The sequence below is a fragment of the Capnocytophaga felis genome (assembly GCF_009684755.1).
GTDB classification, from domain to species: domain Bacteria; phylum Bacteroidota; class Bacteroidia; order Flavobacteriales; family Flavobacteriaceae; genus Capnocytophaga; species Capnocytophaga felis.
The window spans coordinates 469744-482234 of the sequence record NZ_BLBC01000005.1 but is presented as its reverse complement, the minus strand read 5'-3'; the positions used below and the strand labels follow the sequence as shown (position 1 = coordinate 482234).

The 12491-nt window shown below is 32.6% G+C and carries 10 protein-coding genes; all 10 read right to left on the bottom strand.

What is annotated here, in order from left to right; genetic code table 11:
* Positions 1–24: 24 nt before the first annotated feature.
* Positions 25–1020, bottom strand: a complete 996-nt coding sequence (locus tag GN105_RS03405; RefSeq protein ID WP_155284027.1) for a glycosyltransferase family 2 protein — start codon at positions 1018–1020, stop codon at positions 25–27.
* 34 nt (positions 1021–1054) lie between these two features.
* Positions 1055–2212: a glycosyltransferase family 4 protein gene (locus GN105_RS03400; protein WP_155284026.1), complete on the bottom strand. Its 1158-nt coding sequence runs from the start codon at positions 2210–2212 to the stop codon at positions 1055–1057.
* Between the two features lie 74 nt (positions 2213–2286).
* The gene (locus GN105_RS03395) at positions 2287–3126 is read right to left on the bottom strand and encodes a glycosyltransferase family 2 protein (RefSeq protein WP_227977326.1); all 840 of its coding nucleotides are present in this window, start codon (positions 3124–3126) and stop codon (positions 2287–2289) included.
* A complete protein-coding gene (locus GN105_RS03390; protein WP_155284025.1) occupies positions 3123–4274 on the bottom strand; it encodes a glycosyltransferase family 4 protein in 1152 nt (383 codons plus the stop codon). The genes GN105_RS03395 and GN105_RS03390 overlap by 4 nt, the downstream gene beginning before the upstream one ends.
* 238 nt (positions 4275–4512) lie before the next feature.
* On the bottom strand, positions 4513–5670 hold the full coding sequence (locus tag GN105_RS03385) for a glycosyltransferase family 4 protein (RefSeq protein ID WP_155284024.1): 1158 nt from the start codon (positions 5668–5670) through the stop codon (positions 4513–4515).
* 10 nt (positions 5671–5680) lie between these two features.
* Positions 5681–7024 (bottom strand): hypothetical protein, encoded by a 1344-nt coding sequence (locus GN105_RS03380; protein ID WP_155284023.1) that lies wholly within the window; start codon positions 7022–7024, stop codon positions 5681–5683.
* Positions 7021–8487: a lipopolysaccharide biosynthesis protein gene (locus tag GN105_RS03375; RefSeq protein ID WP_155284022.1), complete on the bottom strand. Its 1467-nt coding sequence runs from the start codon at positions 8485–8487 to the stop codon at positions 7021–7023. Before GN105_RS03375 ends, GN105_RS03380 begins: the two co-directional genes overlap by 4 nt.
* 71 nt (positions 8488–8558) lie before the next feature.
* Entirely contained in the window at positions 8559–9701 is a 1143-nt protein-coding gene (locus GN105_RS03370) for an ATP-grasp domain-containing protein (protein ID WP_155284021.1), read from the bottom strand.
* 3 nt (positions 9702–9704) lie between these two features.
* Complete coding sequence (locus GN105_RS03365; protein WP_155284020.1) at positions 9705–10802, bottom strand: NAD/NADP octopine/nopaline dehydrogenase family protein; 1098 nt, start codon at positions 10800–10802, stop codon at positions 9705–9707.
* Between the two features lie 625 nt (positions 10803–11427).
* Complete coding sequence (locus GN105_RS03360; RefSeq protein WP_155284019.1) at positions 11428–12486, bottom strand: sugar-transfer associated ATP-grasp domain-containing protein; 1059 nt, start codon at positions 12484–12486, stop codon at positions 11428–11430.
* Between the last annotated feature and the right edge of the window lie 5 nt (positions 12487–12491).

The window sequence follows — 12491 nt, the reverse complement described above, 5'->3', positions numbered from 1 at the left end:
GTAAAAGTAGTAGTTGAAATTTTTTTATTTAATAAGTCCTAAAATGTGATTAATGTTAATAATGGTTTGCAAAAGTAATCTATTATTGAAACATTTTATCAATAATTTATCTCTTTTGTTATATCCTTTGAAATTATGAATGGGATATGCCGGAAATCTGCCCTTTTCTAAGTTAAGTAAAATAGTAGCTAATTCAGAGTATTTTCTTTTACTTCTGATAAATCGAACGATAGCAAAGTAAACGTATGATTCTTGCCGAGCTTTCAAACGCGAAAAGGCTTTTGGATTTTTTTCAAAGTTAGCTTTACATATAATTTCACCGAGTCGTTCAGAGGTATAAAACATATCGTTGTTTATCTTTCTTAAACGTTCAGGATTCTTGGTTTTAATTGTTGAATCATTGTTTGTGAAATACCCATAAATACGATTTTTATAAACTCTTCCTTTCTTTACTTTTAATAGTAATTCTGTTGTAAATATGACATCTTCACACACTCGTCCTTCTTCAAAAGAGAGATTTTCAGCGATAGCTTTTTCAAAAATGAACCAACAAGACCCGTTATAATAATTGTGATTGTCGATGATATTCATACCATCACCCTCAACCTCAATTTTCAGTACTTCTGTTTTGATATAGGGAGTGTATCTTTCAGATGTGTGGTATAATTGAAATCCTAAAAAATCTAAATTATTATCATCTATGATTTTTAAAAAATCTCCTAAATATCCTGAATTCAAATAATCATCAGAGTCGATGAAGTAAATATACTTGCCCTTTGCTTGTTTTAATCCCACATTCCGAGCAACACTTTGTCCTTTGTTTTCTTGGTCTATGACACAGATGTTTTCGTGTTTTTCAGATAATTGATTGCAAATTTGTAAGCTGCCGTCTGTTGAGCCATCATTAATAAGAATAATCTCAAAATCACCTTGAGGGATATGTTGGTCAAAAAGGCTTGATACACAATCTTCAAGATATTTTTCAGTATTATATACAGGAATGATAATAGATAGTTTCATAAGTGTGAATATGTGAGTAAATAGTAATCAAAGTTTATTCCGTGTTATGAAGAGCTGTTAATTTTTTGTACTCTTCCAAAAGAGCTTCCCAAACCACTGATTGTTCGTAGCGATTGGCAATCATTTTTTTGCTATTCTCCTTTAATTTGTTGTAACGTACTTTGTCGGTGGATAGAGATTCCATTTGCTTTTTTAATTCTTCCACATTTTTTGCCGGAATGATTGTTCCGTTTTCTCCTTCGATGATAATTTCATTACACCCGTTAATATTTGTTACAATACTCGGTAATCCCATCGCTCCTGCTTGCATTACTACGTTGGGAAAGCCTTCCCGATAACTTGGGAAAGCCAAACAATCTGAAATCGCAAAATAAGGACGAACATCTTTTTGGTAACCAACTGATATGATAGAATGATTTTTTTCGATTTCGTGTAAAGTTTTTTCTTTTAGAGGGTCTAACTCTTTCTCCATAGGACCAACTAACAAAAGTTTTACATTGTCAATGTTTAGAGAAGAAAAAGCTTCAACTAATTCGTTAACTCCTTTGTCGCCAACCAGTCTCCCAACGAATATAAAAACAAAATCATTTGGCTTTATTCCTAATAGTTGCTTTAATTCTTTTTGTTGTTCTTCTGAAACTTGGGAGGAAGAGAAATATTCTAAATCAATACCATTAACATTTCCATTTGCGATAACTTTTAATGGTTTGGAAGTAATTTTGTATTTTATTAAATCATTTTTGACTCCCTGCCCTTCAGGGTATATATTGGTTGCAGCCCAGCACAAAACTCTATCCATTTGGATTAAGAGCTTTTGCATAAGACCTGTTTTGGTAGGAAAAATTAAGCCTGTAAATGTGTGCATTCTGATGGGTACACCAGCCAGTTTTCCTGCCAACATTGTAAGTAGCCCTGCTTTTGGAGTAATAGAATGGACAATTGTAGGTTTTTCTTTCCTGAAATACAAAAACAATTTTATGAGAGAAACAAAGTCTTTTATTGGGGAAATGTGTCGTTGCATTGTTATGGGGTAGACTTTTACTTTCTCTCTATTTTGCACATTTTCTAAACTACGCCCATTTCCTGAGATAGCGGTAATATTGAAATGTTGGTTTAGAAAACTTAATTGTCCTTTCAAAAGTACGTCTAATGAAACGGGAACCGTAGAAGTGCGGAAAAGTTTATGCTTCATTTTGATTTATCGTATAATTCTTAATAATTACAGAAATGAGTAAGGTTATCAATAGAATAAAGTTGTTCGAAATATTAGACGTTTTTCATATATTTATTCATATGAATTTTTTCCCTATATACGACTTCATTTCTTCTGTTTACCAAAGTTTGTTCCAATCCGAGTAAATTGAACAATTTGTAAATGTTTCCCTTTATGATGTTAGATAAAAAAAAGCGTTTCCAAAAAGAGTTATTCTGATATTTTGACAGGATATATTCCTTGCAGGTATTTGCTAAAAAGTACTTTTTATAATAATTATTTCCGATATCTCTATAAAAGTACAGAGGGTCACAAAGCATTACAAAGTTGTATTTTCCTGAGGTGCGATACCACAGTTCCGTATCTTCTATCCTTACGGCTTGCACATCATAAGGATTATTTTTAAACCACTCCGTTTTGGCAACGATAGTTGCGTGAATAAAGCCATTTACTTTTCGAAGTTTGTTTGGGTCGCTAAATTTATGTCTTAAGGCAATAACATTATCGTTTTCATCAATTATGTAGGCGTTTGTGCCTAAGACATCAATTGAAGGGTCGGTTTCCAAAATTCTCATTTGTTTTGCAATCCGTTCGGGGTGTATGATATCGTCTGCGTCCATTCGAGCGAGATATTTGGTATCAACCAGATTTATAATTTGATTTAGTCGAAATCCTAAATTTTTATTTTCTCCATCGGAGATTACTTCTATTCTATCATCTTTTTGAGCATACCTGTTGGCTATGTCCAACGAATTGTCAGTGGAACCATCATTCACTAAAAGTAATTTCCAATCAGTGTACGTCTGAGCAATAACAGATTCTATAGATGCACTCAGGAATTGTTCTGCATTATAAAAAGGAATCGCTATTGTTATCATAATATTTTTGCTCATATCGGATAAATTTTTTTTATATTTTCAAATTGATTATTATCTAAATAGTTTTGTTTTATTAACTGCCTTGCTGCTCTGCTATGTAAAGCATAAATTTCAGGGTTTTCAATATATTGTTTGATATATTCAACATACTGTTCTTCTGCGTTAAAGTCAGTGATAAATCCTGTGAGATTGTGGATGACTATATCTGTTATACCTCCAACAGGATTTGCGATTACTGGTTTTCCGAAAGCCAAAGCTTCCAGTCCTACGCGAGGAAGTCCTTCTGTGTGAGAGGGATGTATAAGTACATCAGTGTTCCTAAAATAATCCATTATGTTAGGAGGGTTTAAAGCAATCTCTACTGAATCTTCCAAGTTATTTTCAGAAATCAGCTTCAATATATGATAATAATATTCCTCAGATGTTCCTCCTTTGTAAATGATTCCTGTAAGGGTCATTTTAAAAGGAATGCTCTCTTGTCTTAATTTCTTTGCAATAGCAATACAAGAATGTTGTCCTTTGGTATTTAAAAAGCCTCCTGAAAATAAAATGTTGATAGGTTTGGTTGTTCCAACTCCGTTGCAATTTGGTTGGTATGCATCAAAAACCTTGCTTTCAATGACACTTGTTAAAACCTTTATATTTTCTAACTTTGCAATTCCTCCACTAAATAGAGCCTGCCTTGTTGCTTGAGAAACTGCCAAAAATCTGGGATTATATTTTCTTATTCTTTTTTTGCTAAATGAGGAGATGCTTCTATAATCAAACCAACCCCTTGCGAAAAAATCTATTTTGTAACGAGCCTTTGGATTTAATAAGCTTAATGCTTTTATGTTATGAGTAACAACAATATCGGGCAGAAAATCATCAGCCAACTTGGCAAATATACGTTTATATTTCCGTTCGAGGAAAAAATATAAAATAATATTTTTTAAAAGTTTAATTTTTGAACTGTGATCTATGATAAAAGGTTCTTCTCTATGTGATAATATGTTTAATTTTAACTCAGCTGTACGGACGGCACTAATAAAGGATTTTGAGCATCCCCAAAGGTCAACAATTAACACCTGATGTCCTAAAACTTTGAGTCGCTTTGCTAACTCAATAGTGCTTTTTTGTGCCCCACCAAAGTTTTGAGAAACTTCTAGAAAAATTATTTTCATAACAGTAAAATTTGATAACGTTTTATACAAAGGTGAGTTTGAAAAAGGACTTTGTTGTTAATTTTTAATTTCTTTTTAATTAAAATCCATCAATGGTCAAAACAATTTTCCCTTGTGAGAATATGTTTGTTCTATGGATATAAAGGAATCTCTCTTTTGGAGAATATGGTGAAAAATAATTGTAATTCGATGATTTTTATTCATTAAGATGCTTTGATGAAAGGCTATAGCCGTCAATCTACTTATTTGAAGGATAGATTTTCTCAATGCTTTCAAACTGATTTGCGTCTAAGTAGTTTTGTTTTATCAATTGCCTTGCTGTCATACTGTGTAGTTTATATAGTTCAGGATTTTCAACATAACGCGTGATATATTCTACATATTGCTCAACGGCATTAAAATCTGTGATAAACCCGGTGAAGTTATGTATCACAATGTCGGTAACTCCTCCTACAGGATTCGCTATGATAGGTTTTCCAAATGTTAATGCCTCCAAGCCGACACGAGGAAGTCCTTCTGTCCAAGAGGGATGTATCAATATGTCAGTATTTTTGAAATATTCCATTATGTTTGGAGGAGACAAAACGATTTTTACCTGTTCTTCCAATTCATATTTAGATATTAATTTAGAGATGAAATGATGGTATCTTTTGGATATTTCTCCTTTATAGATGATTCCCGTAAGAGTCATCTTGAAAGGAATTTTATTGTCCTTTAGTTTTTTTGCAACAGCAATGCAAGTATGTTGTCCTTTGGTTTTTAAGAACCCTCCTGAGAATAAAATTTTTATTGGATTTGTTTCGTTAAATTTTTTATAATTAGGAGTGTAAGATTCAAAAACTTTGTCTTCTGCAACGCTTGTCAGTACTTTTATATCCTTCAATTCCGCAATTCCACCGGTAAATATGGCTTGTCGTGTAGCTTGTGAAACTGTTAAAAATCGAGGTTTGTATGTTTTTAATTTTTTTTTTGTCAGGTAGGGGATGCTTCTGAAATCAAACCACGTTCTTGCAAAGAAATCTATTTTATACGATGCTTTTGGGTTTGCCAAGCTTAGTGCTTTGGTGTTGTGTGTAACTACCACATTGGGTTGAAATTCATTGGTGACTTTATCAAAAAGAGCTCTGTATTCTTTTTGGAGAAAAAAATAGTTGATAATATTTTTGATATATTTAACTTTTGAGCTATTGGCTATGATAAAAGGCTCTTTTCTAGGAGATAATATAATCCATTGCAAATGAGCTTTATTGAGAGCATCAATGAAAGATTGAGAGCATCCCCAAAGGTCGACAATCAAAACTTGGTGTCCTAACGTTTTAAGACGCTTGGCTAACTCAATAGTGCTTTTTTGTGCTCCGCCAAAATTTTGGGTAACTTCTAAGAATATTATTTTCATTCGTGGTGGATTATTTTATTTTGTTTAAAAATCTCATTACAGCAAAGGGCAAATATACAAAAATAAGAGTTCGGAAAATAGAAGCCATCATTGAACCTATATTTAGCATAAAAATCATTGAAAGCGTTATGGACAAACTGTAGAAAGCATACTTATACGGGAGGTACTCTTCTTGTTTGGCTTTTCTTTCAAGTTGTAGCGATAAAAATAAACATAAAACAGCATAGAATCCGACTCCATAAATATTAAAATGGAATAGTCCCGAAATACTTAAAGGAACTATTTGAGTTTGCCATAAAGAATGACCAAAAATTTCTTTATTGAAAGCCATATTTGTTTTGTAAGTGTCATCTGTTATTTTTGACAATAAAGGAATGTTTTGTAAGAGGTCATTAAAAAGTGATGGCAAGTACGTTTTATTTTCTTGTTTTTCAAAGGTATCAACCCCAACGGCTATATTTCCCGGTCCGGCAAAATAGGCATTCAAACTACTTGCGTTTAGGATACTTTCTGTAGAGGCTACATTGTCGCCTCTGGTAAATTTTGCCAAGGACGCAAATAGTAATACAGGCACCATCAAACTCAATAAACTTGCTCCCACAATTTTTTTTGAGCGTTTATCTAGGATTGTATTTAAGGTTAGGTAGAAAGGTAAAATAAAAAGAAGGATACTCAACCGGCTTGCTCCAACAATGAAAGAGGACATCCCTCCCATTAATAAAACCAACAAAAAAAGCTTTTGGAACTGCCTTAACTTTTTTGAGCCCAAAATGAAACTGGCAAAAATCAATAATAAAATAATCCTAAAAGGACCAAAAAGCACGCCCCCAATACTATCAAATTCTACTTCTTCACCCGTTCCTTCGTACTTTTCAACATAATTGGCAAAATCCCAAAGAAAATTCACTTTATTGAGAAATCCTGATGATGCAATTACCAAAAACATTGCACCAGCAAACAGATATATCCAATAGTTTTTTGAAATCAAGATTACATTTTGAGAATTTTTATTTTGTTGTTTTGAATTTTGATGCATAAACAGAAGGAAAATAGCCAACAGCTCAAATCCCATAATGAAAATGGCTGTGGTTCCGTTAAAAGAATTTCTCCCAACTCCAATAGAATCACCTAAAGATACTCCCATCGGAATGATACAATACCTGATAACAGCTTGAAAGTAAAAGGCATAGTAAACGATACTTTCTTTCATCTTTGGAAACGCCCATTTCCCCAATATGGTGAAAATCAACAGAAAAAATGGGAGAAATGTAATGTGTTCATAGTTCTGATTTTCGTTAAATCCTATGCAACAACCGATAGCGATTAAACAAATGATTGATATAATGATTCTCATCGTGTTAGGTAATTTTTTAACAGTGTTTTAATTTTTTGCACAGCAAGCCATAGCTCTTGAATGTTAAATATTAAACATTGGATTACAAAAATGAACAACATTAATATGATGTGTACTAATAAGTTGATTTTTTCATTGTTTGTACCTAATGTTTTTACTATTGTGAATGCCAATATATTAGCAATAGTAGCAATAACTAATGGTATAGTAATGTCCTTGAGTTGATGTTTGGCACTATAAAGCGTGGTTTGATCTACGTAATAAATCGCCATAAATGAAGTAATCAAATTTGTAAAGATAATTCCATATAGCAATATTTCTATGGGAAAAAGTATGGTACAGGCCAATACGGAAAGACCTATGATGGCTTTCGTAGTGCCAATACTTAGCAGTGCCTTAACTTCTCCTGATGATTTCAAAACACTAAATATTGCAATGTTTATCAATGAGGCAACAACACCAATGCTCAAAATTGTAAAAATATCACTTGCACCAACCCATTGCCTGCCTAAAACAATAGATATGATTTCTTTTGAATAAAAGGGGATAACCAATAGAAGTGGAAAAGCTATGAAATAGATATTCCGATTAATCCGAGAGCAGATACTTTTAAATTCTCTCTTGTTGTTTGTTTTCGATAGAATCGGAAAGGCTGCCACATCAAACAAGGAACGAAAAATATATGTCGGGAAATTTATTAACTTCTCCGATTGAACATAAAATCCTGTTGTTTGCAAATTATAAACTTTAGCAATAATGGATGACACGATGTCGTTATAACCCACTTGAATAGCTGATGATAATATGATGGGACCACCAAAGTTTAGTAATTCCTTGAAGGAAGTGAGTGAAAATTGTAATTTTGGAATATATCTTATTGTGAAAAATATAGCTATGGAAAACAAAACTGAATACAAAACCAAATTGATTACAATCGCCCATACTCCCCAACCATTATAGGCTGCAAAAATTGCGAAAGTTACAGATATAGTAAGAGATAGGATTGATATAAAAGACTGCTTCTTGAAAAGTAAGTTCTTAATCAGTATTATCCTTTGTATCGTAGTAAGAGCATTGAAAAACAGAGTGATAGATAAAACTCTCACAAGATTCTTCAATATCGGACTACCAAAATATTCAGCAATATAAGGGGCAGAGAAAAAGATTATTGTGCATAGTAAAATACTCATAAACAAATTGAAGGTAAACACCGTGTTATAGTCCACAGGTTTCGGATTTTTCTTACTAACCAATGCCGCACCCATACCTGATTCCACAATCATATTGGATATGGATATGATAATGGCTACGGCTCCTACCAAACCAAACTCGTATGGAGTTAAGAGCCTTGCCAAAACAAGTGTACTAAATAAATTAATGCCACTATACCCAAATTTTTCAATCAAAACCCATAAAAAGCTTGAAAAAATTTTAGAATTTGATATGTTGTGACTGTCTTCCATTTTCTCTTTTTGTAGTATATACTGCTAAATGTGAATGTTGTCGTATATCGTTATAAAAATAAAATGATTTCTTATTTGGAAGCATAAGAATATTCTTCGATAACATATTCCATTACTAGTTCGTGTATCCAAAATTTCCCTGATTTAAATTTAAACTCATTTGTACTCAAATCATAATATCCAGGTACTCCGTTGATTACCAGCTGTTCAGGTGTATCAATTTGGTTAAATAAAGACGTTTCAATTATTCTATATTGATTACTTTTATTACAGAAAAGTAGGTCAACACCCATTAATCTTGAATTTAATTTAGTCTTTATATCCAGAGCAATTTTTAATGCTTCTTTCGGGATTTCTTTTTTCTCATATATTCCGGCTCCTGAGGCTTTAAAATCATTTTTTTTAGGATATCTGTAGTATCCAAAAGCCTTATTGCCAATCATCATTATTCGTAAATCATATCCGGCATCAGGGATGAATTCCTGAAATAGTATGGTGTCTTTTTGTCTGAAATATGGATAAATGGTTTCAAGTCCTTTGTGTGAGAAAATTTTGTTAATAATACTCTTAGCTTTGGAAAATGTATTCACTTTAACAACTCCTCTTGAACTAGAACCTATATAAGTTTTATAAATCATAGGAAAGCTTAGCTTTCTTGCTAATGATAAAGCATCGGTTTTTGAGTTTGAAATAACGGTTGGAATTAAAGGCAGATTTAAAGCCTTATACAAATAAGTGGCTCTGTTTTTGTCTTCGTATTGCCACACTTCGTGAAAAGAAGGGAAGCAAGTTTTTCCTAATACTTTCTCCAACACATAAATTTTCGACTCGGCGATGTACATATCACTTGGCGAAGAATAAGTATGCCACATAATGATATCAAGCTCAGAGGCTACTTCAAGCCAGTCGTGTCTGTATATATCATAAAACTGATAATCAATCTGATTGTTTTTTAGGAATTTTTCATAAAAAATCCACGAACTGTTGCGGTGAGCATAGCCTTCAATATTTATCACGCCGTCCTTTACGATACCTACTTTTATTTTTTTTGCAGGCGGATTCTTTAATATTATTGCAGGGGCCTCGTTTATTCTTTTTTCTATTTTTTCAGCATCTAAAATTACTCCCCTTTTCAGATAAAAATTTTTAGCAAAATTTGTTTGGAGAAATTTATGATACAATCCTGTTTGTTTGATTCGGTCAGCAAGTTTCATAGTTTACAAGTTGTTTACAAGATTTTTGAACTCTGTAAAATTCAAATTATCAATACCAAAATCTTTTTTACTTCTTTTTAAAGAATGAAAATCTTTATTTACCAAGTATGAAGCTATAGTAATTAAAGAATCCGTTACCGGTGTATTTACGCCACATTCTTTTCCTAACATAGATAATAATCCCAAACCAACGATAACATCTTCGTGAAGATAACGGGTATCTAAGCTGTCAGGTCCTTTTGGTCCTCCCTTTTCAGCGTATGATTGAAATACTTTTAATGAGTCTTGGTTTAAATCTTTTTCATTACGATACTTGCAAGCGTCTAAATAAGAAATCGCTTTCCCTGAGAATTTTTCGATAACATCGTTTTTTTCTTTGTCTAATTGATGTATCAGGTTCCAAATTGAAGGAGTAAAAGACTCTTTATACATCCAAAATTCGCCTTTCATTCGCTCAATTCTGTTAGCAGACATAATGACTCCGATGGTATGAACCACCAAGTTAGGGTTATGTAAGGCTGATTCTATGATGTTCGTTCTAAAATCACCATAAGAATCCACAAGTTGAGAGATATATTTCATTCCTTCTGTACGTTTTGAATTTGGTAAAAAAGCAACAGCATTACGTACATTTTTGAATAAAATATTTACAACACCCGGTTCAATAATGCGAGCATCGTAGGGAGTGGATTCGCCTTCGGCAAAAATGATATTCGTTTCGCCTAATTCTTTTTTAAAGAAAAGTGAGCCTAAATTACCCGGAACACAAAATAAAACTTTTGTAGTATTTCTGTCTATGAAAGGTGTAATCTGTTTTGCTACTTTTGGATGATATAGACTTTGGCTTAGAACAAAAACCAAATCAACTTCCTTTAGTCCTTTTTCTATATCACGAGTGATAAGATTTAATCTTTGAAATGTTTTTTGCCCTCCTTGTGTATTGTCAATCCCGAAAATTCCCTCTTGTTTTACAATTTTATCAAAATTTTCTTCGTGTAGCGAGTTTGAAGTTTTTATCAAATTTACCGTATGCCCGGATTCACTTAATTTAAATGCGTGTGCACATCCTGCATTTCCGGAACCAATGATTGCTATTTTCATTGTATTTTTTATTTTTTCGTTATATGATTATTTGTGATAAAATTCCGCTCGTATAAGTATATTAATATTAATGAGATCAGAATTATTAGAACATCCTATTCAATATTTCCCTTCGAAATGATGGCAACTTTTGTGTCATAAGGAAATAATTTGTGAAGAGTGTACGTGTGAATGATAGCTACCTCCTCACCTGCTATTTCGTTGTTTTTCCAAAAAGTATGTCGCTATCTTCAAACATGTCTTTCCAAGCATAGGTTGTGTTATTAATTAAAATGTCTGTAACATTTCTGTTTTGTATGACATGTATCCATCTGTACATGGTTTGGCTTTTTAGGTTGCCTAAATAAGCAGTGTCACCTGTCTCTCCCATCACATATTGGTGTCTTTGTTTAAAACTTCATTTTGAGAAACAACATTCACGCCTTCCTTTTGGTAACTCTTATCTGAATATCCCAAAACATTATCGTAACCTTTCTCTATAAAGATTTTGGACTTGTTTTTTATATCAGAAGGAATTAAACATCTCCTTTTTTCATTTTTTTCGGACTAATTGAAAATCCTACTGTTTTCATTAGTATGTTATTTTTTGTTAAAACTATATTTTGGCTTTATGTAACGAGCTTATTTATAGGTGAATTTCTCTTAAAACCTCTTCTGTGTACTTTCCGAAAAATGGTTCTCCTGCATATTGAGCGAAACGTATCGTCTGTCCCAAAATGTTAACTTCTATACATCTCCATTGATTTTTATTGTCTAAGCACATATCTAGGCTAGATAAATTAGCTCCTACAATCTTTGCCGCAATGGATTTTGAGACGCTTAATAGTTCATTGTAGTTAGGTAAATTTTGACCTTCAAAAACAAATTTTGAATTTGGATGTGAGAAAAACTTATTGGCATACTTGTCCACCGCATATTTATTAAAAGCCCCTCCTTCCTTGATGTTACAAACAATCCCTCCCGCAGTTTCATTGTCTAAGCTACCGTCTTTACCCATTCTAATAGAGGTGTTTAAAACAACCACTTCTCCATTTGAAGGTCTTCTTAGTAAGCACACTCTCACCGTGTTAATGCTACCCGTGTTGATGACATTAATTAAATCGCTTTGAACAATCTTTTCTTGAACTACAAAATTAGGATACTTATCTAACAATGAAAGCAATTCCTTATGGTTATTGACGAAGCAAACTCCTACACCCCCATATGAGTCACAACTCGGTTTATAAACCAAAGGAAATGATATTTTCGTTAAATTGATATGCTTTTCAATGTTATCAATTATTTCAAAATTAGAAGTGTAAAATTTACCACCTATTTTATGAAAATAATCAATAGGAAAAATACCACTGCCAAACCATTTATTGTATATATTTTTATTTTCCAAAAAAACAACTTCTCTCCTGGGGTTAAAGAAGGGTTCGATTTTTAGGCTATAGACCTCTTCAGGAACAATTAATTTATTGTAAACTCCTGTTAAGGACTTTGTTAGTTCTACGGTATCCGTTTTTACCTTTATCCCTAACTTTTTCCAAAATTTAACATATTCTTCTTTTTCTTCTACGCTCAATTTATTTCGCTTGAAACCTTTTTGAGAGAATACTATTTTATGTCTTTTTTTCCAAGCTATAAAGGTTACAAACGACCTATACAGAAATAAAATTTTATGAGCAATTTTCCTTACCATCTTAT

Excerpts from the sequence above, each read along its gene's own strand:
- GN105_RS03395 (WP_227977326.1), bottom strand. The coding sequence starts at position 3,126 with ATGAGCAAAAATATTATGATAACAATAGCGATTCCTTTTTATAATGCA.
- GN105_RS03370 (WP_155284021.1), bottom strand. The coding sequence starts at position 9,701 with ATGAAACTTGCTGACCGAATCAAACAAACAGGATTGTATCATAAATTT.
- GN105_RS03385 (WP_155284024.1), bottom strand. The coding sequence starts at position 5,670 with ATGAAAATAATATTCTTAGAAGTTACCCAAAATTTTGGCGGAGCACAA.
- GN105_RS03380 (WP_155284023.1), bottom strand. The coding sequence starts at position 7,024 with ATGAGAATCATTATATCAATCATTTGTTTAATCGCTATCGGTTGTTGC.
- GN105_RS03375 (WP_155284022.1), bottom strand. The coding sequence starts at position 8,487 with ATGGAAGACAGTCACAACATATCAAATTCTAAAATTTTTTCAAGCTTT.
- GN105_RS03360 (WP_155284019.1), bottom strand. The coding sequence starts at position 12,486 with ATGGTAAGGAAAATTGCTCATAAAATTTTATTTCTGTATAGGTCGTTT.
- GN105_RS03390 (WP_155284025.1), bottom strand. The coding sequence starts at position 4,274 with ATGAAAATAATTTTTCTAGAAGTTTCTCAAAACTTTGGTGGGGCACAA.
- GN105_RS03400 (WP_155284026.1), bottom strand. The coding sequence starts at position 2,212 with ATGAAGCATAAACTTTTCCGCACTTCTACGGTTCCCGTTTCATTAGAC.
- GN105_RS03365 (WP_155284020.1), bottom strand. The coding sequence starts at position 10,802 with ATGAAAATAGCAATCATTGGTTCCGGAAATGCAGGATGTGCACACGCA.
- GN105_RS03405 (WP_155284027.1), bottom strand. The coding sequence starts at position 1,020 with ATGAAACTATCTATTATCATTCCTGTATATAATACTGAAAAATATCTT.